The 23821-nt window shown below is 68.5% G+C and carries 24 protein-coding genes; 12 read left to right on the top strand and 12 right to left on the bottom strand.

The features are described 5' to 3' along the window. Positions 1-155 precede the first annotated feature (155 nt). The 3 genes from NJ1_RS05520 to NJ1_RS05510 all read right to left on the bottom strand — a co-directional run bounded on the left by NJ1_RS05520 (position 156) and on the right by NJ1_RS05510 (position 3605). Positions 156-1562 (bottom strand): lytic transglycosylase domain-containing protein, encoded by a 1407-nt coding sequence (locus NJ1_RS05520; protein WP_067688212.1) that lies wholly within the window; start codon positions 1560-1562, stop codon positions 156-158. 133 nt (positions 1563-1695) lie between these two features. Further along, entirely contained in the window at positions 1696-2283 is a 588-nt protein-coding gene (locus NJ1_RS05515; RefSeq protein WP_067688209.1) for a DUF1003 domain-containing protein, read from the bottom strand. Then, on the bottom strand, positions 2280-3605 hold the full coding sequence (locus NJ1_RS05510) for a magnesium transporter MgtE N-terminal domain-containing protein (protein WP_067688206.1): 1326 nt from the start codon (positions 3603-3605) through the stop codon (positions 2280-2282). Before NJ1_RS05510 ends, NJ1_RS05515 begins: the two co-directional genes overlap by 4 nt. A gap of 93 nt (positions 3606-3698) precedes the next feature. On the opposite strand from NJ1_RS05510, the gene NJ1_RS05505 reads away from it, so the two are divergent. The 3 genes from NJ1_RS05505 to NJ1_RS05495 are packed head-to-tail and all read left to right on the top strand — an operon-like array spanning position 3699 to position 5761. Beyond that, positions 3699-4676 carry an HpcH/HpaI aldolase/citrate lyase family protein gene (locus tag NJ1_RS05505; RefSeq protein WP_067688204.1) on the top strand — a complete coding sequence of 326 codons (978 nt, stop codon included), beginning with the start codon at positions 3699-3701 and terminating at the stop codon, positions 4674-4676. A gap of 13 nt (positions 4677-4689) precedes the next feature. Next, positions 4690-5181: a YflT domain-containing protein gene (locus NJ1_RS05500; protein ID WP_067688201.1), complete on the top strand. Its 492-nt coding sequence runs from the start codon at positions 4690-4692 to the stop codon at positions 5179-5181. Positions 5182-5185: 4 nt separating this feature from the next. Continuing rightward, complete coding sequence (locus tag NJ1_RS05495) at positions 5186-5761, top strand: suppressor of fused domain protein (RefSeq protein WP_157573767.1); 576 nt, start codon at positions 5186-5188, stop codon at positions 5759-5761. A gap of 1 nt (position 5762) precedes the next feature. On the opposite strand, the gene NJ1_RS05490 is transcribed toward NJ1_RS05495, so the two are convergent. Then, positions 5763-6836: a magnesium and cobalt transport protein CorA gene (locus tag NJ1_RS05490; RefSeq protein ID WP_084477790.1), complete on the bottom strand. Its 1074-nt coding sequence runs from the start codon at positions 6834-6836 to the stop codon at positions 5763-5765. 132 nt (positions 6837-6968) lie between these two features. Here NJ1_RS05490 and NJ1_RS05485 point away from each other — a divergent pair, with 132 nt between their 5' ends. The 4 genes from NJ1_RS05485 to NJ1_RS05470 all read left to right on the top strand — a co-directional run bounded on the left by NJ1_RS05485 (position 6969) and on the right by NJ1_RS05470 (position 11692). Further along, entirely contained in the window at positions 6969-7823 is an 855-nt protein-coding gene (locus tag NJ1_RS05485; protein WP_067688194.1) for a PHP domain-containing protein, read from the top strand. Positions 7824-7857: 34 nt separating this feature from the next. After that, positions 7858-8106, top strand: a complete 249-nt coding sequence (locus tag NJ1_RS05480) for a hypothetical protein (protein WP_339380946.1) — start codon at positions 7858-7860, stop codon at positions 8104-8106. Between the two features lie 51 nt (positions 8107-8157). Beyond that, the gene (locus NJ1_RS05475) at positions 8158-9939 is read left to right on the top strand and encodes an FAD-dependent oxidoreductase (protein ID WP_067688188.1); all 1782 of its coding nucleotides are present in this window, start codon (positions 8158-8160) and stop codon (positions 9937-9939) included. Positions 9940-10489: 550 nt separating this feature from the next. Beyond that, positions 10490-11692, top strand: coding sequence for an NAD(P)-dependent malic enzyme (locus NJ1_RS05470; RefSeq protein WP_067688185.1), 1203 nt, complete (start codon positions 10490-10492; stop codon positions 11690-11692). 64 nt (positions 11693-11756) lie between these two features. Here NJ1_RS05470 and NJ1_RS05465 read toward each other — a convergent pair whose 3' ends face one another. After that, positions 11757-12680, bottom strand: a complete 924-nt coding sequence (locus NJ1_RS05465) for a sterol desaturase family protein (protein WP_067688182.1) — start codon at positions 12678-12680, stop codon at positions 11757-11759. Between the two features lie 285 nt (positions 12681-12965). Here NJ1_RS05465 and NJ1_RS05460 point away from each other — a divergent pair, with 285 nt between their 5' ends. Together NJ1_RS05460 and NJ1_RS05455 are read left to right on the top strand one after the other, a co-directional pair. Continuing rightward, the gene (locus tag NJ1_RS05460; protein ID WP_245717228.1) at positions 12966-14159 is read left to right on the top strand and encodes a sensor histidine kinase; all 1194 of its coding nucleotides are present in this window, start codon (positions 12966-12968) and stop codon (positions 14157-14159) included. Continuing rightward, entirely contained in the window at positions 14156-14806 is a 651-nt protein-coding gene (locus NJ1_RS05455; protein WP_067688179.1) for a response regulator, read from the top strand. Before NJ1_RS05460 ends, NJ1_RS05455 begins: the two co-directional genes overlap by 4 nt. A gap of 65 nt (positions 14807-14871) precedes the next feature. Here the strand turns inward: NJ1_RS05455 and NJ1_RS05450 are convergent, their stop codons facing one another. The 5 genes from NJ1_RS05450 to NJ1_RS05430 all read right to left on the bottom strand — a co-directional run bounded on the left by NJ1_RS05450 (position 14872) and on the right by NJ1_RS05430 (position 18923). Continuing rightward, positions 14872-15294, bottom strand: coding sequence for a CBS domain-containing protein (locus NJ1_RS05450; protein WP_067688176.1), 423 nt, complete (start codon positions 15292-15294; stop codon positions 14872-14874). Between the two features lie 114 nt (positions 15295-15408). Then, positions 15409-16116, bottom strand: coding sequence for an ABC transporter permease (locus NJ1_RS05445; RefSeq protein WP_067688173.1), 708 nt, complete (start codon positions 16114-16116; stop codon positions 15409-15411). Continuing rightward, positions 16113-16850, bottom strand: coding sequence for an ABC transporter permease (locus tag NJ1_RS05440; protein WP_084477772.1), 738 nt, complete (start codon positions 16848-16850; stop codon positions 16113-16115). The genes NJ1_RS05445 and NJ1_RS05440 overlap by 4 nt, the downstream gene beginning before the upstream one ends. Beyond that, positions 16847-17995, bottom strand: coding sequence for an ABC transporter ATP-binding protein (locus tag NJ1_RS05435; protein ID WP_067688170.1), 1149 nt, complete (start codon positions 17993-17995; stop codon positions 16847-16849). Before NJ1_RS05435 ends, NJ1_RS05440 begins: the two co-directional genes overlap by 4 nt. A 34-nt stretch (positions 17996-18029) precedes the next feature. Further along, positions 18030-18923, bottom strand: a complete 894-nt coding sequence (locus NJ1_RS05430) for an ABC transporter substrate-binding protein (protein WP_084477789.1) — start codon at positions 18921-18923, stop codon at positions 18030-18032. A 241-nt stretch (positions 18924-19164) separates the two neighbouring features. On the opposite strand from NJ1_RS05430, the gene NJ1_RS05425 reads away from it, so the two are divergent. The 3 genes from NJ1_RS05425 (at position 19165) to NJ1_RS38745 (ending at position 22488) form a co-directional block, all read left to right on the top strand. Continuing rightward, a complete protein-coding gene (locus NJ1_RS05425; RefSeq protein WP_169813087.1) occupies positions 19165-20124 on the top strand; it encodes a glycine betaine ABC transporter substrate-binding protein in 960 nt (319 codons plus the stop codon). 121 nt (positions 20125-20245) lie between these two features. Beyond that, on the top strand, positions 20246-21562 hold the full coding sequence (locus tag NJ1_RS05420; protein ID WP_067688164.1) for a prenyltransferase/squalene oxidase repeat-containing protein: 1317 nt from the start codon (positions 20246-20248) through the stop codon (positions 21560-21562). 2 nt (positions 21563-21564) lie between these two features. After that, entirely contained in the window at positions 21565-22488 is a 924-nt protein-coding gene (locus NJ1_RS38745) for an EamA family transporter (RefSeq protein WP_067688162.1), read from the top strand. Here the strand turns inward: NJ1_RS38745 and NJ1_RS37815 are convergent. Further along, positions 22373-23062: a phosphoribosylanthranilate isomerase gene (locus NJ1_RS37815; RefSeq protein ID WP_084477769.1), complete on the bottom strand. Its 690-nt coding sequence runs from the start codon at positions 23060-23062 to the stop codon at positions 22373-22375. The two genes, NJ1_RS38745 and NJ1_RS37815, sit on opposite strands and share 116 nt — an antisense overlap. Positions 23063-23123: 61 nt before the next feature. Beyond that, positions 23124-23786 (bottom strand): TetR/AcrR family transcriptional regulator, encoded by a 663-nt coding sequence (locus NJ1_RS05405; RefSeq protein ID WP_067688155.1) that lies wholly within the window; start codon positions 23784-23786, stop codon positions 23124-23126. Positions 23787-23821 lie beyond the last annotated feature (35 nt).

Genomic DNA, 23821 nt, shown 5'->3' with positions numbered 1-23821 from the left:
AACAAGGGTGATGCGATGACGGCCACGCTACCTCATCCGAGACCTATCCGTTACTGGTTCGTGACAAAGCGGGGAGTTTGAAGCGAGCGCTTCCGGGCATGGGACCCGAAAGCGCTCGTCAGAGACTCGACGCCGGTGGCGCCGTCATGAATTCGTTACGGAGCGGCCGGCGCGGGGACCGGAATCGTGATGCCGAACGGGAGCACGATCCCGGGCGCGGCGGGCGCGGGCTGGACCGTCTCGGGAGCGGCCGGCGCGGCTGCCTCCGGCTCGGCGGGTGCGGCGGGCGCGGGGTTCTGCTCCGGGGCGGGCGCGGCGGCCTGGGGCTGCTCGGCCGCCTGGTTCGGCACCTCCTGGGTGCACAGCACCTGGACCTGGTTCTGCACCGGCTTGCCGTCCGCGCCCAGCGCCTGCTCGGGCTGCGCGGTCTGCTTGTCGTCGCCCGGGGCGACGGCGTCCTCGGGCTTGGCGTCGGTCGCGCCCTGGGCGGGCTTCTGCTGCGCCGCGGCCGGATCGCAGGAGTTGGCGTCCGGAATCGTGGTGGGGCAGAAGACGCCACACGGAATGGCGGGCAGACCCGGGATGGTGATCATCACCTGGGTGGCGCCGGGCTGCTTGGTCGCGGCCGTGGTCGGCGGCGCTTCGGTGGTCGGCAGGACGGCGGAGGCCGCGGTCATGTCCGGCGCGCTCGCGGTCAGCGCACCGGGCGGGACGAGGTCGCCGGAGATCGCCACCGCGGCGGGCGTGCCGCCGGTCTTGTAGGCGTTCGACCAGCTGAGCACGTTGGCCGCGTAGGACATCGAATTGTTGTAGCGCAGCACGGCTTTGACCTGCTGCTGCTGATCGCGCAGATCGAGCCCGCCCGAGCACAGGTACTTGCCCGCCGCCAGCGCCGCGTCGAAGACGTTGTTGGGATCGGAGATTCCGTCGCCATTGCCGTCCGCAGCGTAGTTGGCCCAGGTGCTGGGCAGGAACTGCATGGGGCCCACGGCCCGCACGTAGCCGCCATCGTTGGCCTTGATGACCTCGTTGCCGGGCAGCGTGCCGTCCAGCGCCGGGCCGTAGATGGGGGAGATGGTGGTGCCCGCGGCATCGGTGCGGCCGCTGCTCGCGTGCAGCGATTCGATGCGGCCGATACCGGCCAGCAGATTCCACGGCAGGCCGCAGCCGGGCGTCGAGGAGGCCAGCGCGAGTTCGGCGTTGCGATAGGCCGCGAGCACGATCTCGGGGATGCCGAGCGCGCCGGTGCCCCCCGCGAGCGAGATGCTCTGCAACGGGATCGTTCCGGCGAAGGGCGCGCTGCCGTCCGCGGGCGGGGTCATTGCGCTGAGTTTGCGCGCGGCTTCCGGCGCGGCCGGAACCAGGCCGACGAGCTGATCGGAACCCGGCGACGCGGTGTCCGGGCTCGGCGAGCCGTCGGTGGCCGCGGCCGCGAGCAGCGCCTCGGGCACCACCTGGGGGGCCGCGGTGTGCACGGTTGTATTGGTGGCCGAACCGGCCGTGACCAGGCCCGCGATCAGCAACGCCGATGCTGTGACCGGTGCAGAAATTCTCTTCGCCACCACACAATCCCCTCAGTCGTGCGGCCGGAACCCGGTGATGACGCTCTCACGAAAGCAGTGTCTGGGTCGGTCGCTCGTAACAACGTGATCCAGGTTACCCACCCGTAAGGTTGTTCGTCACTGTCTTGTGCGGTCACTCGCTATCTTTTTGCGATGAAACCGCGACCTCCGGCCTCTTTCGGTCCGTAACCTTCTTTTGTTTCTTGTCCCTGACCGGCTCACCGTCCGAAGCCAGTTTCTCCAGTCTGAACAGGGTGTCCTTGATGTCGTCAAGTTCTCGTCGGACGTAATCGCGTGTCGCGACCTCGCCCACGGCGAGTCGCACCGCGGCGAGTTCACGCGCGAGGAATTCGGTGTCGGCTTTCGTCTGGGCCGCTCGCGACCGATCCTCCTCGAGCGAGACCCGGTCGCGGTTGTCCTGCCGGTTCTGCGCCAGCAGGATCAGCGGCGCGGCGTACGCGGCCTGGGTCGAGAAGGCCAGGTTGAGCAGGATGAACGGATACGGGTCCCACTGCAGCCGCACCGCGAACACGTTCAGCAGCACCCAGACGATCACGAGCGCGGTCTGGATCACCAGATAGCGGCCCGTGCCGAGGAAGCGCGCGACGTTCTCGCTGGTCCGGGCCAGGGCCTCGGCGTCCCAGTCGAATCCGCGGAAACGCGATTCGACCGGCGTCTCCATCCGCTGCCGCGCGGTGATCTTGTCCATCCGGTCGCTCATGCCCGGCCTCCCGTCCCCTCGATCATGGGCATGCCGTGTGCGTCGTGAGTGTCCTCGTCCTGCTCGCGCCAGTCCTCGGGCAGCAGATGGTCGAGCACGTCGTCGACGGTCACCGCGCCGAGCAGGTGATTCTCGGCGTCGACGACCGGACCGCACACCAGGTTGTAGGTGGCGAAATATCGGGTCACGGCTGTCAAGGGGGCATCCGCGCGCAACTGCACGAGGTCCGTGTCCAGCATGCCGCCGACCAGCGTCGAGGGTGGTTCGCGAAGTAGTTGCTGGAAGTGCACGCAGCCGAGATAGCGACCGGTCGGCGTGGCGGTCGGCGGGCGCACCACGAATGCCATCGAGGCCAGCGCGGGCGTCAGCTCCGGATCCCGGATCCGGGCCAGCGCCTCCGCGACCGTGGTGGCCGGGGTCAGCACCACGGGCGCGGGCGTCATCAGACCACCGGCGGTGTACGGCGCGTGTTCGAGAAGTCGCCGGACCGGTTCGGAATCCTCCGGATCCATCAGCGCCAGCAGCGATTCCGCCTCGCCCGCGGGCAACTCGCCCAGCAGGTCGGCGGCATCGTCGGGATCCATGGCCTCGAGCAGGTCCGCAGCCCGCTCCACGCCGAGCTGCTCGAGCAACTCCACCTGATCGGTCTCGGGCAGCTCCTGCACCACGTCGGCGAGCCGCTCGTCGTCGAAGGCGGCGGCCACCTCGATGCGACGCTTGCGCGGCAGCTCGCGCAGCAGATGCGCGACATCGGCGGGCCGCATGCCCTCGAACTGCTCCAGCAGCTGGGTCACGTCCTGGCCCGGCAGATCGAGTTCGGTCTGGGTGAGCCCGCGCACCTGCGACCAGCTCACCACGTGAATCGCCCCGCGCCGCCCGAATCCCACGCTGAGCCGGCGGCGTTCGCGCACCGCGACCCGGGAGACCCGCCAATCGCGGGTGCGGGTCTGCTCGACGCTCAGATCGACCACCGCCACGTCCACATCCGCCAGCTGCGGCAGCTCCGGATCCGCCACCCGCACCGTCGAGTCCAGGATCTGCGCGACGGCGAGCACCTCGCCCGGGCGTTGCTCGAAACGCCGCACGCTGATGGTGCCGGTGGTCAGGGTGACCGCACCCGGCTCGATGGCCTGCACCCGGAGCATCGGCACGAAAATCCGCTTCCGGGTGGGGAGTTCGACGAGAATGCCGAGCACGCGCGGCTGTTGGCGGTCGTATCGGATAGAGATCACGATGTCCCGGAGGCGGCCGATAGACTCACCGTCCGGTCCCAGTACCACCAAGCCCGCCAGCCGGGCGGCGAAAACCTTCGTCGCTGCCATGAGGGCAAGGCTAGTGGGTCGCGGCCGTCCGAAATGTCGCGCCACGAGCGCGGAGTCGATCTTTGCCCAGCTGGCAGAGCCTAGGAGTGACCCATGCCATCCCGCCGTTCGGTCCTCGCCGTCCCCGGCAGCAACCCGCGCATGATCGAGAAGGCCAAGGGGCTGCCCGCCGACGAGGTGTTCCTGGATCTCGAGGACGCGGTCGCGCCGGCGGCGAAGGCGCAGTCGCGGGCCAATATCGTGGCGGCGCTGAAGTCCGGTGGCTGGGGAGCGCAGATTCGCGTTGTGCGGGTCAATGATTGGAGCACCGAGTACACCTACGCCGACGTGATCGCCGTGGTCGAGGGCGCGGGTGAACAACTGGACGCGATCCTGCTGCCGAAGGTGATCGACGCCGGACAGGTGCGGGCGCTGGATCTGCTGCTGACGCAATTGGAGAAGGCCTGCGGCCTCGAGGTCGGGCGGATCGATATCGAGCCGCAGATCGAGAACGCGCTGGGACTGCGCAATATCGACGCCATCGCCACCGCGAGCCCGCGCGTGAAGACCCTGGTGTTCGGCCCGGCCGATTTCATGGCCTCGATCAACATGCGCACCCTGGTGGTCGGCGAGCAGCCCGAGGGATACGAACCGGGTGATGCCTATCACCACATCTACATGACCATCCTGCTGGCGGCCCGTGCGCACGGCCTGCAGGCCATCGACGGCCCCTACCTGGCCGTTCGCGATATCGACGGCTTCCGGCGCAATGCCGCGCGCACCGCCGCGCTCGGTTTCGACGGCAAATGGGTGCTGCATCCGGACCAGATAACCGCCTGCAACGAGATCTTCAGCCCACGTCAGAGCGACTACGACCGCGCCGAAGAGATCCTGGACGCGTATTCTCATTCCACGTCCGAGGCGGGCGGCGCACGCGGCGCGGTCATGCTGGGCGAGGAGATGATCGACGAGGCCAGCGCGAAAATGGCGCAGGTCATCGCCGAAAAAGGCAGGGCGGCGGGAATGACGCGAACCACGCAATTCTCTGTCGAAACACCGGAGGGCGCAGCGCCGTCCGGCGAACCGAACTAGGCATGATGGAGTCATGACGAATCCCTTGGGGAACTCGAACCGGAACCGTCCGGGCCTACCGACGCCACCGTCGGGCTGGCCGGTCGCGTCCTACCCGACCTACGCCGAGGCGCAGCGGGCGGTCGACTACCTGGCAGACAATTCGTTTCCGGTGGAGAACGTGACGATCGTCGGCGTCGATCTGATGCAGGTCGAGCGCGTGCTGTACCGGCTCACCTGGGGCAAAGTCATTGGCGGGGGCGTAGTTTCGGGCGCGTGGCTGGGTTTGTTCCTGGGCCTGCTGCTCGGCCTGTTCACCACCGGCGGCACCATCGGGCCGCTGCTGGTCGGCCTGGTGGGCGGCATCATCTTCGGTGTCATCTCGACCTCCATCCCCTATGCCGCCACGCGCGGGCAGCGGGACTTCGCCTCCACCATGCAGTTGGTGGCCGGGCGCTACGACGTGCTGTGTGACCCGAAGGCCGCCGAGCAGGCGCGGGACATGCTGGCGAGGCTGGCGATCTAGTTCGATGGATGTGATGGATCAGGTCCGGGCCGGGGTGCTCGGATACTTCGGTGTGGAATCGGCCGATGCGGCGACCGTGACGTTCCTGGGGTTGGAACCGATCGAGATCCTGCGTATCCCGAGTGGCGAGGTCGTGCACTACGTGACGCTGGGCGGCGCCCGGCATCCGATGGCGGATCCGACTGCGGCGCTTGCCGATCCGGTGCGCGGACCGCGCGCGGAATTGGTGCTGACCCTGCGCGGCGGCGTCGGCGCGGGTTCCGGACTGACCCGCGCGCTCGGCGTGCTGGTGGCAGCACCCGCGGTGGAAGGCGTTGTGCTGCAAGCGGATGCACTGCTGGATCTGGGAGAACCGTTGTGGGCCAACGCGTCTTTCACGGCGGTGCTGCTGCAGGACAGCGACATCCCCGAGGTCGTACTCCCGGAACCCGCCGAGCCCGTGCGCTTCCTGACCGTCGTCCCGATCACCGCGACCGAGGCGGCCTGGGTGCGCATTCGCGGCGCGAGCGCTCTGCGCGAGGCCTGGACCGAGGCGAAAATCGATGTGCGCGACCCGGATCGGGCCGCCGCCCAGCTCTGACCTACAGCCAGTTGTTGCGGTGGAAGTTGACCCACAGCAGCCCGCACAGCACCGCCATCGCGGCGATGACCAGCCCGTACCCGTAGGTCCAGCGCAACTCCGGCATGTGCTCGAAGTTCATGCCGTAGACGCCCGCGATCATGGTCGGTATCGCGGCCATGGCGGCGTAGGCGGAGATCTTGCGCATATCGGTGTTCTGCTGCACGCTCACCTTCGCCAGCGCGGCATTGATCAGGGCGCTGAGGGATTCGTTGAAATCCATGATCTGATCGTTGACCGCCGTGTGGTGATCGGTCACGTCGCGCAGATACCGGCGGATCTCCTTGGGCAGCGGCAGGGTGACGTCGTGGGTGAGCAGTTGCAGCGGCAACGCCAACGGCTTCACCGCCCGGCGCAGTTCCACCACCTCGCGTTTGAGCTGGTAGACGGCCTCGATGATGATCTTACTACCCGGAGTGAAGACCGCCTCCTCCATGGCGTCGACGTCCTCGCCGATGGCCTCGGTGACCTCCACGTACGAGTCGACGATCCGGTCGGCCACCGCGTGCAGGACCGCGCCCGGCCCGAGCGCCAGCTGAGCCGGATCCTCCTCCATGGCCTTGCGCACCCCGGCCAGTTCGGTGTGCTCGCCGTGGCGCACCGTGATCACGAAGTCCGGGCCCATGAACACCATGATCTCGCCGGTGTTCACGATCTCGCTGACGCTGTTGAGATCGTGCTCGTGGTACTGCACGGTGCGCAGCACCAGGAACAGGATGTCGTCGTACCGTTCGAGTTTCGGCCGCTGGTCCGCGTCGATGGCGTCCTCGGCGGCGAGCGCGTGCAGCCCGAAGGTGTCGGCCACCTCGGTCATGGCCTGCTTGCCGGGGTTGTGCAGCCCGAGCCACACGAAACCCTTCCCGCCCTCGCGGACTTCGGCCAGGGCCTGGGCGTAGCCGCATTTCTCGTGCACCCGGCGGCCGTCCACGTAGATCGCGCAGTCGACGATCGTGCCGGGATCGGGAGTGGCGGAACCGGTGTCGGACGTCCGATCACCGGACCTGCCGGGCCAGTGGAAAGAGGGCAGCGGCGGGATCGAAGACACAGGGCGATGCTAGCCGCCGGAGCCCGTTTCGCCAGGATATGAACACCCGGCGAACACTCGCGAACCGGGAGTGTCGACCCTGCCGTCGGGGACATCGGCAGGCGCGCAGGCAAGATGGGGGCTGTGCGCATCGATCTCCACACCCATTCCAACGCCTCCGACGGCACGGACACCCCGGCCGAACTGATCGCGAAGGCGGCGGCCGCCGGTCTCGACGTGGTGGCTCTGACCGACCATGACACCACGTCCGGCTGGGCCGAGGCGGTGGACGCCCTGCCCGCGGGCCTGACGCTGGTGCGGGGCATGGAGATGTCGTGCGTGGGGATGGGCGAGGACGGCTGGCCGGTGCCGGTGCACCTGCTGGCGTACCTGTTCGATCCGGCGGACGAATCGTTCGCGCAGGAGCGGGAGCGATTGCGCGCGGAGCGCATCGTGCGGTTGCGGGCGATCGCGGAGAACATGGCGGCCGACGGCCTGCCGGTCGATCCGGACGCGGTGCTGGCCTCGGCCGGGCCGTCGGCGGGTCGGCCGCACCTGGCGCGAGCGCTGGTCGAGGCCGGTGTGGTGCCGTCGGTGGACGCGGCGTTCCAGAGCCTGCTCGCGCCGGACGGCCCGTACTACGTCGAGAAGGCCGACACGCCGTTGCGACGTGCGGTGGAGATGGTGACCGCCGCGGGCGGGGTGAGCGTGGTGGCGCATCCCCGGGCGCGCAAACGCGGGCGGATCCTGTCCCTGGAGCACATTCGAGAGCTGGCGAGCCTGGGTCTGGGCGGGCTGGAGATCGACCACATCGATCACAACGCCGAGGACCGCGAGGTGCTGCGCGCGCTGGCGGCCGAACTGGGCCTGGTCACCACCGGTTCCTCGGACTACCACGGCGCGAACAAGACCATCCGGCTCGGTGAATTCACCACCGATCCGGCGCAATTGGAGCAGATCGTCGGCAAATCGAGCGGTGTCCCGGTGATCACGGGATGAGCGAGCGGGGGCTGGTATGAGGGTGCTGCGGGGTGTGAGCGGCGTCGTCGCGGGCGGCATGGTGGCGCTCGCGGTGACGGTGGTGGGCGCGGCGATCATGGGCTCCGAGCGCGGATTTCCGGGGCCGGGCGCCACCGATGTCGGGTGGCATCTGGGTGCGGCGACGGTGGCGGTGGCCGCGCAGGTTTTTGCGGATAGGCGTCGGGGATTCGCATCCTTTTCCGGAAGTCTGGTTGTTTTTCTGGTAGCCGGATATCTGTTGTGGGCGCAATGGTGGAATTGATACGCGCATAACGGTTGCGGACAGTTGAACTGTCCGCAAATATTTGTCGATATGACCGAATTCGACGCCGATGTGCTTGTGCTTGGCGGTGGTCCCGCCGGGGCTTGGGCCGCGCTCGCCGCTGCCGCCGCGGGCGCTCGGGTCGTGGTCGCGGACAAGGCACGCTGCGGGTCCAGCGGACCGACCGCCCACGGCGGGGTCACCCTGTGGAACATTCCGACGGACGGGGCGCGCGAAGAGGTGGTCGCGCAGAGTTACCTGCACGGTGGCGGCCTCGGCGATCCGGAGTGGATGCACCGGGTGCTGGAGGAGACGCACCGGCGTGTCGGGCAACTCGTGCGGGACGGTTTCCGCTTCCAGGGCGATCACGCCGAACGACCCGCGCGGGTGTATCTCGACGGTGCGCGGTATCTGGGCCGGCTGCGGCGCAGCCTGGTCGTCGCGGGCGTGCGAATCCTCGATCATCATCCGGCGTTGCAGCTGATCACCGATGGTGACGGCGTCGTGTCCGGTGCGACCGGGGTGGCACTGCGCGACGGTTTCCGGGCCTGGACGGTGCGGGCGCGCTCGGTGGTGCTGGCGACCGGCGGCTGCGCGTTCCTGTCCGGCGGTGCGGGCACCGATGTGGACACCGGCGACGGCCTGCTGATGGGCGCGGAAGCCGGAGCCGAACTCTCGGGTATGGAGTTCTCCAACGCGTACTCGCTGGTGCCCTGCGCCGCGCCGTTCCAGCTGGGCGGCGCGCCCGGTCGATCCGGATTCCCGCTGGATCGATCCGTTCCGTTCGCCACCATGTACGACGAAGCGCGCGAGGTGCTGCACGGCGGCGGAAGTGGTTCGCGCGCACAGGTTTTCGCTGCCATCGCGGACGGCCGCCGGGTGTACGCGGCGCTGGCGGAGCTGCCCGAGGAACTGCGCGCCGAACTCGAACGCCGCACCGGGCCCGACCCGACCGGTCGGGTGCCGATGCGGGCGGTGCTCGAGGGTACGGTCCGCGGCACCGGCGGAGTGCGGCTGATCGGAGCCGATTGCGCCACCTCCGTTCCGGGCCTGTACGGCGCGGGCGACGTCACCACCCGGGAGCCGATCACCGGCGCGGTCAGCGGTTTCGGCGGCCAGAACGGGGCCTGGGCGATCTCCTCCGGCGTGTGGGCGGGGGCGGGTGCGGCCCGATTCGCGCGCACCAGGCCCACTCTGGGCAGGGTGCGCCCGGTGCCCGGAGCCGGGCTCGGTGCGCGGAACCGCATCGATCCGCGCGCGGTCGTCGGGCTGGTGCAGGAACACACGCTGCCGCTGCGTCGCAGCTACTGGCGCAGCGACGGCAGTCTGCGCGACAGCATCGGCGAGCTCGACGCCATGTGGCCGGGGGCGGAATTCGATCTCGGCGGTTCGGGTGCGCACCGGCTGCGCGCCCGTCAGGCCGCCGCCCTGCTGGCCGTGGCCCGCTGGACCAAATACAGCGCGCTGGCTCGCACGGAGACGCGGGGAATGCATCGCCGCACCGATCACCCCGGGGTCGGCAACGAGTGGCGCGTGCGGCTGGTCTCGGGCGGCCTGTCGAGCGTCTGGGTTCGGTCCGGACACGCCGCTCCCGCGATGGCGGCGTCCGCGGTTGCGGAGATCGCGCCCGCGACTCTCGACCGCGTGGCCTCGAATCCCGAAGTGCCGCTGTCCGCTCCGGAGCCGGGGCGGTTGTCCTCCCCTCGTGGTCTGCGGCGGCCGGGACCGCAGAGCGCGCGGCGGTCGGTTCCCGAGGTGGTGCGGCCGGTTCCCGAGGTGGTGCGGCCCGAGTCCGAGGTGGTCCGCTCGGCCCCCGAGGCCGCTCCGGCCTGACACCGGAGCGCACACCTCACCGGGCCGCTGCCAAGCAGGCCTGACACCTCACCGCCGCGACCGGGTCCAAGTTGTGACAGTTCTCCGCAGTCGCGGCCGGACGTGCGAGTTTCCCTTTACCCGGGGGTGATTCGGGACGCCTAGGCTTCGTGGATGAAGCGTGACCGCGACGGCCCCCGGGGGCGATTTGGCGCGTCGTCGGCGCTACTGGCAGAATGTGTCGATCCCCGGCCGCAGCCACCGCCCGGCGGGGACACTCGGTGATCACGAACCCCGACTCGCGGGTTCAGATGAGGTCACCCCGGCTGTATGGCCCGGACACACCCCTCCGGTTCTCGCTCGACGCGCCTCGTCGCGACGTACTCATGGGTAGCCGTAATACTTTGTGTCGATTGCCACGACGTGGTGGCAAGGTTTGCGCACAGGGTTTTTCGAAACGGCTCACCGTGGACGTGTCCGGAATTCCGAAACGAGCACCGAAACCATCGATAACTATGTACCGAACGGTAACCGTCAAACGGTTGAGTCCGCACCGAGCAGGAGTGAAATCGTGTCACCTGTGACTGAAGCAGTGAATGCCACCACCACCGCGAATCTGTCCGACATCACCAAGGAAGAAATTTTCGCCGGTCACCTGGGCGGCAAGCTTTCGGTCGAACTCACCTCACCGCTGGAGACTCAGCGTGATCTCTCGATCGCCTACACCCCGGGCGTCGCGCAGGTCTGCCTCGGCATCGCCGAGGACGAGTCGCTCGCCAAGACCTACACCTGGGCCGAGCGCCTGGTCGTGGTCGTCTCGGACGGCACCGCGGTGCTGGGCCTGGGCGATATCGGCCCGCGCGCCTCGCTGCCGGTGATGGAGGGCAAGGCGGCGCTGTTCAAGAAGTTCGCCGGGCTCGATTCCATCCCGCTGGTGCTGGACACCAAGGACCCCGACGAGATCGTCGAGACGCTGATCCGTCTGCGCCCGAGCTTCGGCGCGGTCAATCTCGAGGACATCTCCGCACCGCGCTGCTTCGAGATCGAGCGCCGCGTCATCGAGGCGCTGGATTGCCCTGTCATGCACGACGATCAGCACGGCACCGCCATCGTGGTGCTGGCCGCCCTCAAGGGCGCGGCAGCGGTGCAGGGCCGGGACATGTCGACGCTGAAGGTCGTGGTCTCGGGCGCCGGCGCGGCCGGTGTCGCGTGCACCAACATTCTGCTGGCGGCGGGCGTCCCGGACATCATCGTGCTGGATTCCAAGGGCGTCGTCTCGCGTGATCGCGGCGACCTCAATGATGTGAAGGCCGAGCTGGCCCAGCGCACCAACCCGCGCAACGTCACCGGCGGTGCGGCCGAGGCACTCTCGGGCGCGGACTGCTTCCTGGGTCTGTCGGCGGGCACCATCCCCGAGGAGCTCATCGCCGCCATGGCGCCGGAGTCCATCGTGTTCGCCATGTCGAACCCGACCCCGGAGATCCACCCGGAGGTGGCGCGCAAGTACGCCGCGATCGTGGCGACCGGCCGTTCGGACTTCCCGAACCAGATCAACAATGTGCTCGCGTTCCCGGGCGTGTTCAAGGGCGCGCTGGATGTCGGCGCGCGCCGCATCACCGAGGGCATGAAGGTGGCCGCCGCCGACGCCATCTTCAACGTGGTCGCGGGTGAGCTGTCCGTGGACAAGATCATCCCGAGCCCGCTGGATCCGCGCGTGGCTCCGGCCGTCGCCGAGGCCGTCGGCGCCGCCGCTCGCGCCGAGGGCGTCGCGTAACCCGTACGAACGGAATCGGCCCCCGTGCGCAACGCACGGGGGCCGAACTGTTTCAAGGCTCGTATCAGGCTGCGGCGGTGACCTTTTCGAGGCTCGCGGGTTCGACAGCCACGCTCGCGCCGAGGAGCGGCTCCGGCTCCGGGGCACGACGCTCCCTCCACCCGGGCGGGCCGAACACGTAGCCGAGGCGGCCGCGCCAGGTGTTCGCGCCGCGCACGTCCCGGACCAGGTCGAGCAGCTCGGTGTAGTTCACCTTCAGCGGGTTGTCGGTGCCGATGTCCTTGGTGAGGCCGTACCGGATCGGTTCGGTTTCGGCGGCGAAACTGCCGAACATCCGGTCCCAGACGATGAAGACGCCACCGTAATTCGTGTCCAGATACGGCTGATTGGAGCCGTGATGGACGCGATGGTGCGCGGGAGTGTTGAACAGGAATTCGAGCGGCCGGGGCAGGGTGCGCACGCGCTGGGTGTGGATCGGGAACTGGTACAGCAGGCCGATGCTCTGCAGCGCGAACACCATCCACACGGGCAGCCCGATCAGGGCGGCGGGCACCCAGGCCAGACCGCGCAGCTGCTGGGCGATCGGATGTGCCCAGGGCAGCCGGATGGCGGTGGAGAAATTGAAGAACCGGCTGGAGTGATGAACGCTGTGCGAGGTCCACAGCAGCCGGATTCGATGATCGGCGCGATGCGCCCAGTAGTAGCAGAAATCGGTGACGACCAGCCCGAGCACCCACACCCACCAGTTGTGCGCGGACAGGTGGAACGGGGTGAGCGCACCGGCGAGCACCACCGCCGAGAACGGAAGCACCTGCGCCAGAATCGGTTTGGCGACTCGGCTGAGCACGAACGTGGCGATGTTGGAGGCGGTGTCACGCCCGGTGATGCCGTTGGCGGGCTTGTCCGGATCGCGGCGATCGGCGATCCATTCGATCAGCATGAGCACCGCGAACGCGGGCAGCGCGTAGATGAAGATGTCTTTGTCCATAGCGGCTCCTGATCGAAAAACTCCTGCTCGGGGGGGTATATCTCGACGGTAGTGAGATCCGCGGCCCGAATCGTCGCGCCGACGGGGGATTCCGTATCCCCCGCACGGGGGACGGGGGTCGGCGGGAGTAGCGTCCGCACGGTAGTGGTGGGCCGCGTGTCGAGTGATCAGGCGAAGTGAGAACCGCCCTGCGGGTGGAGTCCTCGCGCGCCCGGCCGGTTTCCCTGCGTGTGCAGAGTGGCGGCGTGAGTTCGGTGGTGGATGGTTGACGGGGAGCGTGCCGGCGTGGATTCGGATCGGCCGACGGGAGTGGTGCTCGCGATGGATGTGACGAGGTCGCTGGCTCGGCAGTCGCTGGTGGTGGCCGTGGTGGCGGCGATGGTCGACACCGCACAGCTGGTGCTGTGCGGCGCGTTCGGCACCTCGCCCGCGCTGGCCTGGCCGCTGGCGATCGCGGTGGTTACGGTGGATCTGGCCCTCGCGGCCGCGCCGTCGACCAGGGCGGTGGTGGCGGTGGCCGTCGCGCAGGCCGTGCTGAAGGTCGGGATCGCCGTCTTCGCGCACCACCACGGGCTGCCCGCGCGGGTGCCCGATGTGGGGTTCCTGGTGGCGGGGTACCGGGCCGGGGCCTGGTTGGGCGGGTTCGCCTCGGTGGGCACCGTGACGCTGCTCGCGGCCGGAGCGGCCGTCGCGAATCTGCTTGTGGGCGGGATACTCTCGCGAGATTGGCGGCTCTTCCCGCTGGCGGTGGCGGGTGGCGTGGTGCCGTGGCTGGTGGGCCGGTACACGACGGCGCGGGGTGCGTACATCGCGGAACTCGAACAGCGGGAGAGGCTCCGGCAGCAGGAGCAGCTGGCGGCACTGGATCGGGCACTGGTGGACGAGCGCGAGGCCATCGCCCGCGATCTGCACGACGTGATCACACATCACGTGAGCGCCATCGGGATTCACGCCGGTGCGGCACGAATAGCCGTGTCCCACAGCGACAGTGCGGCGACGGTGCGCTCGCTGACCGCCGTCGAGACCAGCAGCCGGGCGGCCATGGTGGATCTGCGGAGGCAACTCGATCTGCTGCACGGCCGTGACGACGGAGGCCAGCGGCAGCCCGGTCTCGTCGACATCGATGATCTGGTACAGCGGGTGGGAGAGGCTGGTTTGACTGTGCGGGTGGACATTTCGGGTGAGCCGCCGGTGCTGCCCGAGTCCCTGGACGTGATGCTCTATCGGGTGGTCCAGGAGATTCTCACCAACGCACTGCGGCACGGCCGGGATCCGGCGCGACTGGAGATCCGCTACGGCCCGACTCGGGTGCAGGTCCGCGAGAGCAATCCCGTGGGGCACGTCGTGTCGAGCGAGAATCCGCACCGGGGACTGGACGGAATTCGACGGCGAGTCGAATTATTCGGGGGGACAGTGCAATCCGGGAAAATTGGTGAGCGATGGGAAATTCTGGTCTCGGTCCCGATCGGAGCGGCATGAGCATTCGCGTCCTGATCGCGGACGATCACACCATGTTCCGCTCCGGCCTGCGCGCCGTGGTGGACGCGCATCCCGGCCTGGAATGCGTGGCCGAGGTGGGTGACGGTCGCACCGCCATCGAGGCCGCCGCCCGCCTGCGGCCGGATGTGGCGATTCTCGATGTGCGCATGCCCAAGCTCGACGGGCTCGCGGCCACCGAGGCCATCGTCGCGGCGGGCGGCACCCGCGTGCTGGTGCTGACCACCTACGACAGCGAGGCGAGCCTGCACCGCGCGCTCACCGCCGGGGCCAGCGGCTTCCTGCTGAAAAGCCTTGCCCCCGAGGAACTCGTCGCCGCCATTCAGGTGGCGGTCCGGGGCGACGCCGTCATCGATCCGTCCATGACCCGCCGCCTCGCCGCCCGCCTGGTCGCGGGCCTCGCCCCGCCGGTGGAACCACCCGAACTCGCCCACCTCACCGCCCGTGAACGCGAGGTCCTGTTCCTGCTCGCGGACGCCCGCAGCAACGCCGAGATCGCCGCCACCCTCGGCGTCGGCGAGGAAACCATCAAAACCCACGTCTCCCGAATCCTCGCCAAACTCGGTGTGCGAGACCGCATTCACGCCGTGGTCTACGCCCACCAGCACGGCCTGATCCGCCCGGCCTGATCGACAGCGCGACGGGCCTGCTCCACCGGGACCAGGCCCCTCGGCGTGTTCCGTGGGAGGCGGGCTCAGTGCGGAGTCGAGACCGCCGCCACGAATTCGGCCAGCTGCTGATCGCTGACGTTCTTGGCGAGGTCCGATTCGCAGATCATGCCGACGAGGCGTTTTCCGGCCGCCACGTCGATCACGGGGACCCGTTTGATCTGGTTCTGCTCCATCATGGCGAGCACCTCGGTGACATCCATATCCGCGTCGACCCACATGAGCGAGCCCTGGGCGAGGTCGCCGGCTCGAACGCGACTCGGATCGTGACCCTCCGCGACGCAGCGGATGACGATGTCACGATCGGTGAGCATGCCGATCAGGCGGTCGTTGTTGCAGATCGGCAGGGCCCCGACGTCCATATTGCGCATCATCTGCGCGGCTCGGTCGAGGGTCTCGTCCGCGGGCACGCATTCAGCGGTGTGATGCATGATGTCGCGGGCTTTCATGGCTTTCACGGCGAACCTCCTCATTGACTTCGGTGGTGCTCGGCCACGAACATCGTGACCCGCATCACACGGAAGGTCAATGTGCGTGCCGCTGAGCTGGGGGTGCGCGGCGGGCTACCCGGCTGTGGAAGGTTCGGATCGGCGCGCGCGGCCTAGGCCGCGTGGACGTCGGGCGCCCGGTGCGACGGCCCACGCGAGCAGCGCGAGCAGTCCGTCCAGCGCCAGCGCCAATGCCGCGACCAGGATCGCGCCGACCAGGACCCGGTCGTATCGGTAGAGACCGATCCCGTCGAAGATGTATCGGCCCAGCCCGCCCAGGTTCACGTAGGCGGCGATGGTCGCCGTCGCCACGACCTGCAGCGTCGCTCCGCGCAGACCGGTGAGCAGGACCGGCAGCGCATTGGGGAGTTCGACCTGCAACAGCACCTGCCGTTCGGTCATGCCCATGGCGCGCGAGGCGTCCACCACCGCCGGATCCACATTCGCGATCCCGGCGTACGTGCCGGCGAGCAGCGGTGGAATGCCGACGGTCAGCAGCGCCAGCAGCGGCGGCAGCAGGCCCAGCCCGAGCAGCAGCACCACGAAGGTGAGCAGGCCGAGGGTCGGCAGCGCGCGCATGGCATTGGCGAAGCCGACGATGGCCGCCGATCCGCGCCGGGTGTGCCCCACGAGCAGTCCGATCGGCAGTGCGACCGCCGCCGAAAGTCCCACGGCGAGAACGCTGTACCAGAGATGCTGCAGGATCCGCTCGCCGATTCCGGTGGGGCCGGACCAGTTCGCGCCGGTGCTCAGATAGTGCCAGGCGTCGATGAAAAGGTTCATGCCGCAGACTCTTTCGTCGTTCCGGCGGCGTCGGGGAGCTCGGTCCCGAGCGTCGTCAGCGTGCCGCGACCGAACCGCCGGCGCGGACGTCTGTCCTTGTCGCCGAGTCGCGACCACGGTGTGGCGATCCGCCCGAACAGATACAGCAGCCGGTCCAACACCAGCGCCAGGACCAGCACCACGATGATGCCCGCCACGATCTCGTCGGGGTAGTCGCGCTGGTACCCCTGCGTGAACAGCTTGCCCAGCCCACCGACCCCGATCAGCGCGCCGACGGTCACCATCGAGATATTGGTGACCGCGACCACTCTCAGATTCGCGACGAAAACCGGGAGCGCCAGCGGAAAGTCGACGGTGAGCACCCGGCGCAGCCGCGTGTATCCGATCGCGTCGGCGGCGTCGAGCACCTCGGCGGGCACCGAGTCCAGCGCGGCGGGCACCGCGGTCACCAGCAGCGCCACCGAGTAGATGCTCAGCGCGATGATGACATTCAGCGGATCGATGGCACTGATCCCCGCGAGCGGCGGAATGATCACGAACAGCGCCAGCGAGGGAATCGTGTACGCGATCCCGGCCGCCGTCGTGCTCACGCGCCGCAGCCACGGAATCCGATGCGCCAGTGCGCCGAACGGAATGGCGATCACCAATCCGATCACCAGCGGCAGCAGCGCCAGATACAGATGCGTGCGGGCGTATCCGGCGATCTCGTCGAAATTGTCCAGGAGGTATCTCATCGAGCTTCAGCCTCGAAGAAGGCCCGATTGCGTTCCTCGTCCTCGGCGGTGCGCTGCCGCGAGAGCTGCGCGATCACCTCCGAGGCCAGCACCCCGCCGCGCACCGCGCCCGAATCATCGACCGCCACACCGATTTCCGAGGGTGAGGAGATGGCCGAGTCCAAGGCGTGCCGCAGATCCCCGTCCGGCGGGAACAGTGATCCACCGGCGGCGACGCAGTCGGCGAGCGCACGTCCGGCGCGGATGCCCTCCAGTCCGGTGGTGTCGATCCAGCCGACCGGCCGCCGGTCCTGATCCACGATGAGCCGCCACTCACCCTTGTCCAGCCGAACGCCGGTGAGCTGATCGGCGGTCACGGTCGGGATATCGTGCAGCGGAACGGCATCCGCGGTCCGGAAGGACAGTTCCCGGTATCCGCGATCGCGGCCGACGAATCCGGCGACGAAATCCGTCGCGGGCTGCGACAGCACGCGCTGGGGCCGGTCGTACTGCTGCAACCGCCCGCCGGGCCCGAACACCGCGACCCGATCCCCGAGCTTGATCGCCTCGTCGATATCGTGCGTCACGAACACGATCGTCTTGTGCAATTCGGACTGCAGCCTTTGCATTTCGTTCTGCAGTTCGGTGCGCACCACCGGGTCCACGGCGCTGAACGGCTCGTCCATCAGCAGAATCGGCGGATCGGCCGCCAGCGCGCGCGCCACGCCGACACGCTGTTGCTGCCCACCGGACAACTGTGCCGGATATCGCTGCGCCAGAGCGCGATCGAGGCCGACGCGGTCGAGTACCTCGAGCGCGGCGTGGCGGGCCTCGCGCCGGGACTGCCCGCGCAGCACCGGCACGGTCGCCACATTGTCGAGCACGGTGCGGTGCGGCAGCAGCCCACCGCTCTGGATCACATAGCCGATACCCAGCCGCAACCGCACCGCCGAGGTCCGGGAAATATCCTGTCCGGCAACGGTGACGGCGCCCGCGGTGGGCACCACCATGCGGTTGATCATCCGCATGGAGGTGGTCTTGCCGCAGCCGGACGGTCCGACGAACACGGTGAACGAACCCGATTCGATGTGCAGGTTCAGATCGTGGACGGCGGTGGTGCCGTCCGGGTACGTCTTGGTGACACTGCTGAACTCGATGTCGGACACCGTGTTCCGCCTCCTATCCGATCGGACCGTCGAACTATGCGATCGGCTTGTCGAGGCCCTGGGTCTGCAGCCACGCCTTCGCGGCGGCCGCGGGCTCGGTCTTGCTGGTGCCGGACACCGAGGTATTGAGGGAGATCAGCTCGGCGGTGCTGAGTTTCGCCGAGACCGCGTTGAGCACGGACAGCAGCTTGTCGCTCTTCTTGGCGGTGTTGTAGAGCGGTGCGATGTTCTGCGCCGCGAAGTTGTGCTTCGGATCCTCCAGCACCACAAGATTGTTCGCGGTGATGGCGGGGGAGGTGGTGAAGATGTCCGCCGCGGTCACCTGATCATCGGTCAGGGCGCGCACGGTGGCGGGGCCGCCGCCGTCGGCGATCGGCACGAAGTTGGCGGCCGAGATGTCCAGGTTGTAGGTCTTCTTCAGGCCGGGCAGGCCGCCCGGACGCTCCGCGAATTCGGCTGGGGCGGCGAACTTCACATCCGCGGAGTGCGCGGCCAGATCCGCGATGCTCTTCAGGTTCCAGCGGTCGGCGGTGGCCTTGGTGACCACGACGGCGTCGGAGTCCTCGCCGGGCGCGGGGGTGCCGATGGCGAGCTGATCGCCCAGGGCCGTGGTGAGCGCGGAGTTCACCTCGGCGGCGGCCGTTGCGGTGGCGGATTTGTCCAAATACTGCAGCAGGTTGCCGGTGTACTCGGGAATCAGGTCTATGGCGCATTGCCGCAGGGACGGAATGTAGGCCTCGCGGCTGCCGATATTGAGTTTGGTGTCTATCTGGAACCCGTTGACACGCAGGGCTTCCGCGTAGACGTCGGCGACGGTTTCGGATTCGGGGAAGTTGGCCGAGCCCACGACCAGATGATCGGTGTCGCCAGAGCATTCGCTCTTGCTCCCGAGCGGGTCGGAGCTGCCGCCGCAGGCGGAGGCGGCCATCGCGGCGGCCAGGGCCACGGCGGCGGCGAGGATGCGTAGCACGGTGCGGGCGGTGCGCCTGCCGTCGGCGCGAGTGGTGATGAGCGAATGCACAGTCGTCCTTCCGAGCGGGGGTGCCGGAGGCCGTCGGGAGAACCCCCCAAACAGACCTAGCTGTTTATATTGCCCGTTTCAACCGGCGAACGTTGCCTACCGTGGGTCGGTTTCGCGTTTCTGCCGGGTGGCGCGGCAGACTGTTGCCGTGTTCGGTGGAACAGACTCTTTCGCGCTGACCGCTCGCGCTGCCCGGCGGCCGCGCCGCGTCCTCGTGCGTTCGGCACTGGTCGCGGCGGTGACGACGCTCGCGGTCGCCTGCGGCGGCACCGACGCGGGCCCGGTACTCACCGTGGGCGCGGGCGATTCCGCGCAGTCGCGCATGCTCGCGGAGATCTATGCCCAGGCCTTGGCGCGCACCGGCACGCGCACCGCGACCAAGGACGGACTCGGTCCGCGCGCCGCGCAGTTGGCCGCGCTCGACGCGAACACCGTCACGGTCGTGCCCGATGTCAACGGAGACCTGTTGGCAGCTCTGGATTCCGGCTCGAAGGCCACCAAACCGGACGCGGTCACCCCCGCCCTCAACAGCGCCCTGCCCGAAGGTCTGATCGTCTCGGATCCCGCCGACGGCACCGATCTGCGCCCCACCGTCGTCGCCCTCGCCGCCCGAGTGGACGAATTCCCCGCCACCCTGAAGGACCTCGCCCCCCGCTGTCCCGAGCTCACGGTCGGCATCGCCACCGGCCCCGCCCTGGACGCGATGCGCGAACCCCTCGACCCCGACCGCGACGTCCGCACCCCCCTGCGCGCCGTCTACTCCTGCGACCTGACCCACACCCAGACCTACCCCACCGACGAGGCCCTGCGAAAAGCCTTGTCCGCCGGTGATATCCAGCTGGCCGTCCTGTCCGGCCCACCCGCCTTCCTCCCCGACGGCGGCACGGACCTCACCCCGATCGCGGACCCCGCCTACGCCTTCCGCACCGCCAACACCCTCGCCGTCCTGCGCAAATCCACCCTCACCACCCCCCAACTCCGCAAACTCGACTACGTCGCCGGCGAACTCACCACCACCGACCTCGCCGACCTGATCCGCCAACTCCGCGCCCCCGGCGCCACCCCCGCCACCCTCGCCCGCAACTGGCTCGACGCCCACGCCCTCTGACCTTCCTGCCTCTCCACGGGAATTGGGGCACAACGATATTCGGTGACTCCGTTTCCTATCCCGATGCCGGATGGGTCCCGCGCGCCTACCATGTAGGGCGACCGGGGGTATTGGGGGGACAGTGTCCAACTTGGATGAGCGGATCGATGCCGCGGTCGCGTGGATGCGGCAGAGTCAACTTTCCGACGGGCACGGTGGCGCTGGTTGGGGCTGGGTGTCCGATGTCCCGCCCAATCCGCAGAATTCCGCCGAGGTGGTCTGCGCGCTGAGCGCGGCGAGTCGGCTGGTTCCTCGCGCGGCCGAGGTCGCGAACCTGGTGAAGCGGGGTGCCGTTCATCGAGAGGAACACGGGGAATGGGCGTTTCGTGCGCCCATCGACCTTTCCTGGCGCATGCGCGCGATGCACTGCCTCGGAGTCGCGAACTCGGATCCGATCGCGCGCGCGTGCCGTGAGACTTTGCTCGCGGAAGAGGACGAGGACTCGGGCGGGTGGCGGCTGTCCGGCCGCGTGGGTCCGGTCTCGGTCACCGCGACCGCCAATGCCATTCATGCGCTGAGCTTCTCGGTGACCGATGAGGAGGCCGCAGCGAAGGCCGTGTTGCGCGGGACGCGATTTCTGGTGGACTCCATGCTCGACGACGATCCCAGAATCCATCCGATGTACGCCTCCGCCTACGTCGCGACGACGCTGGCTCGTCCGGAGATCGCCGCTATCGGGGGCAAACGTGTCGAGCGGGCGCGCATGCTCGCCGTGGACCGATTGCTCGCGGGCCTGAGAGAGGACGGGTCCCGCATCGAGGAGGAGCATTTTCGCCGAGGCGCCGTCGCGGACACGTGGCGGCATCTGACTTTGCACCTGTCGGTCGGGGCGGCCTTGATCGCCGCGCCGCCGGCGGTTTTCGATCCCGCTGTGCGCAAGGCGCTGTCGCATCTGCTGGATCTGCAGGAGACCGAGCCGCTGCAGGCGCAGCACGGTGGATTCCGCACGTCGTCGGAGGGTTTCGTGACCTCCTACGCCGGGACGCAGGCGCTGGAGGCGATGCTCGCCGCACGGACCGTCGTCAATGAAAGCCTCAATCCGGCACGAATTTTCGACATGATCTGCCGCGACGAGGGCGCACATCATCAGGATGCGCAGCAGGTGCTGTCGGTGCGCGGGCACACCGTGGTGATGAACAGTCTGTCCGGTGCGATCGCCCTCGGGCTCGGTGCGCCCGCCGGACTGACGATTTCGGCCTTGGCCGTGGGTTTCGCAGACGATCTCGGCAAGGTGGGCAGCAGAGCACTGGTGGTCTGGGGAATGCTGTTCGTCGCGTTCGGGACCCTGGCGGGGATCGCCACCCGATATCCGGACTATTCGAAGCGAAAGATCGCGGCGCTGGTCTTCGCCGGCTACACGGCCCTGGTGCTGCCCATCGTGTCGTTCCTGCTGGCGTGAGCATGCCGCTTCGCGCGTTGCTGACCCTGGTGTCGGCCACCAGCCTGTGGGGAGTCTCGAGTGCGCTGATGGCCATGGTGGCCACCGGCTTCGCCTCGGCGGCGCTGGTCTCGGCCGGCGGAGCAATGGCTGTGCTGGTGTTCGCGATCGTGCGGCGGGAGCGACCGTTGCGCGCGCTCGCCTCGGATTGGCGCCTGTACCTGAGCCTCGGAGTTCTCGAGGTGGTCAATCTCGTCTTGTACATGGGCGCATTGCATCTCGGTCCCCTTCCGATGATGGTCGCCCTGCACCTGGCGGCTCCGATCGTGCTGGTCGGCGCTCGCATCGTCAGGAGCGGAACGGTATCGAATCCGATCGCGCTGACGGAGATCGCTCTGGTCACGGCCGCGATCGTGCTCGTCGTGGGCGGGCATCCGGGTTCGTCCACGACGGTCAACGTATTCGCCGGGTGCCTACTCGCCCTCGGCAGTGCGGGATGCGTCGCATTGCTGATCACCATCGTGGCGAGGAATTCGCGTGATCGCGCACCGCTGTCGTCCGCCGGTCTTCAGTTGGCGATCGCATCCGTGCTGGGCGCGCCGCTGCTGACGATCGCGCCGCCGTCCGGAGAGAAGAGCATGGCACTGCTGGCGATCGGTGCGTTCTTCCTAGGCCCCGGTTTCGTCGGATACTGGTGGGCCCTGCGAACACTCGATGCGCCCACCGCGGGAATCGTCGGACTGAACGAGGCGGTCACCGCGTCGATAGTCGGCGCGGTGGTCGCCGGGAATCAGCTCACCGTGCCGGTCGTCGGCGCGGGAATTCTGGTTCTCATCGCTGTGGGTCTCGAGGTGCGAATGTCCCCGAAGCCCGATGTGCCGCAGCGACGAACGATGCGCAGGACTCGGGATCCTTATCCCCGTCGGTGGTCTCGACGCCACTGTTGACATCGACGGCGAACGGCCGGACCGCGTGGATGGCATCGGCGATGTTCGCGGCGGTCAGGCCGCCGGCGAGAACGACGGGACGCCCGGACTCACCGAGCGCGCGCACGATGGCGGCGCTGATCGACCAGTCATGAGTCTGCCCCGTTCCGCCTAGCCGATCGATCGTTCGCGAGTCCAGCAGGACGGCATCGCAATCGGCTGCGGCTTCCTTCGCTGCCTCCACGGCGTCCTGTCCGGTTACGTGCACCGCCTTGAGGATTCGGCGTCCGCTCGCCATCTTTCGGACGCTGCGGACGGTCTCCGGGGTGACCAGTCCGTGGATCTGGATGGTGTCCGCTCCGAGCAGGTCCGCGAGCCCGACGATCTCCGAGGCGTCCTGCAGGTGCGTGACGAGGACTCGGTCGACGAACGGCGGTGTCAGCCCGGCAAGTCGCCGAGCCTGTTCTTCGGTCAGCGCGTCCTCGCTGAAATGCGTTACGCCACAGATGAAGCCGACCGCATCCGCACCTGCCTCCAGCGCGATGCGCAGGTCGGTGCCGGATCGGATTCCGCAGATCTTCGCGCGTACGGTCACCGCCCCACTTTATCGGGCTCGTGCGCCGCGGCCGGCGGTATCGATCCCGAATCGGGGACGCTCAGGGGTGCAGGGCGGCGGCGAGGGCGGGGCTGAGGTTGAGGGCCAGGCCGGCGAGGGCGCCTACGAGGAGGTCGATGAGGTCCTCGCGGGGGATGGGTTCTTCGCGGAGCCAGGTGAGGGTGGTTTCCTCGACGAAGGCGATCCAGCCGCGCAGGGCGAGGGTGAGGCGGGGGAGGTCGGTGTCGTCGAGGGGGATGGGGGCCTCGGTGAGGAGGCGTTCGACCTGGGCCTGGCGGTGGGCGTTGACCATGGAGGTCAGCTCGGGGCTGGCGCTGGCGGGGCCGCGCAGCAGGGCCAGGTAGGAGGTGCGGTTGTCGGTGACGTAGTCGATGTAGCGCTCGATCGAATCGCGCAGCATCTCGTACGGCGCGAGGGTGCGATCGGGGGTGGTGCGTTCCAGCAGGGCCGCGTTGGCGTGCTGGACGATGGCGAGATGGAAGTCCTGTTTGGTGGGGAAGTAGTGGAACAGCAGGCCGCGCGAGATCCCGGCCTGCTGGGCGATCTCGCCGATCGACACGTCCTCCAGGGCGCGGTCGCGCAGCATCCGGGTGCCGAGCGTGATCAGCTGCTCACGACGCTCTTCGGGGCTCAATCGCACCCGTTTGGTCGCGGTGGCCCGAGGTGACACAGCCGGTTTTCGCACGCCGCTCTCCTTGGTCATCTGCCCAACCTTACTGAACGCGAGTCAACACTGTT

Origin of the sequence: Nocardia jejuensis NBRC 103114, from assembly GCF_001613145.1 — a bacterium.
GTDB classification, from domain to species: Bacteria; Actinomycetota; Actinomycetes; order Mycobacteriales; family Mycobacteriaceae; genus Nocardia; species Nocardia jejuensis.
The sequence above is the reverse complement of the archived record's forward strand: the minus strand, read 5'-3'. Positions and strand labels throughout refer to the sequence as shown.

Excerpts from the sequence above, each read along its gene's own strand:
- NJ1_RS05510 (WP_067688206.1), bottom strand. The coding sequence starts at position 3,605 with ATGGCAGCGACGAAGGTTTTCGCCGCCCGGCTGGCGGGCTTGGTGGTA.
- NJ1_RS05475 (WP_067688188.1), top strand. The coding sequence starts at position 8,158 with ATGACCGAATTCGACGCCGATGTGCTTGTGCTTGGCGGTGGTCCCGCC.
- NJ1_RS05455 (WP_067688179.1), top strand. The coding sequence starts at position 14,156 with ATGAGCATTCGCGTCCTGATCGCGGACGATCACACCATGTTCCGCTCC.
- NJ1_RS05445 (WP_067688173.1), bottom strand. The coding sequence starts at position 16,116 with ATGAACCTTTTCATCGACGCCTGGCACTATCTGAGCACCGGCGCGAAC.
- NJ1_RS05450 (WP_067688176.1), bottom strand. The coding sequence starts at position 15,294 with ATGAAAGCCCGCGACATCATGCATCACACCGCTGAATGCGTGCCCGCG.
- NJ1_RS05465 (WP_067688182.1), bottom strand. The coding sequence starts at position 12,680 with ATGGACAAAGACATCTTCATCTACGCGCTGCCCGCGTTCGCGGTGCTC.
- NJ1_RS05500 (WP_067688201.1), top strand. The coding sequence starts at position 4,690 with ATGACGAATCCCTTGGGGAACTCGAACCGGAACCGTCCGGGCCTACCG.
- NJ1_RS05505 (WP_067688204.1), top strand. The coding sequence starts at position 3,699 with ATGCCATCCCGCCGTTCGGTCCTCGCCGTCCCCGGCAGCAACCCGCGC.
- NJ1_RS05430 (WP_084477789.1), bottom strand. The coding sequence starts at position 18,923 with ATGGCCGCCTCCGCCTGCGGCGGCAGCTCCGACCCGCTCGGGAGCAAG.
- NJ1_RS05495 (WP_157573767.1), top strand. The coding sequence starts at position 5,186 with ATGGATGTGATGGATCAGGTCCGGGCCGGGGTGCTCGGATACTTCGGT.
- NJ1_RS05440 (WP_084477772.1), bottom strand. The coding sequence starts at position 16,850 with ATGAGATACCTCCTGGACAATTTCGACGAGATCGCCGGATACGCCCGC.
- NJ1_RS38745 (WP_067688162.1), top strand. The coding sequence starts at position 21,565 with ATGCCGCTTCGCGCGTTGCTGACCCTGGTGTCGGCCACCAGCCTGTGG.
- NJ1_RS05405 (WP_067688155.1), bottom strand. The coding sequence starts at position 23,786 with ATGACCAAGGAGAGCGGCGTGCGAAAACCGGCTGTGTCACCTCGGGCC.
- NJ1_RS05515 (WP_067688209.1), bottom strand. The coding sequence starts at position 2,283 with ATGAGCGACCGGATGGACAAGATCACCGCGCGGCAGCGGATGGAGACG.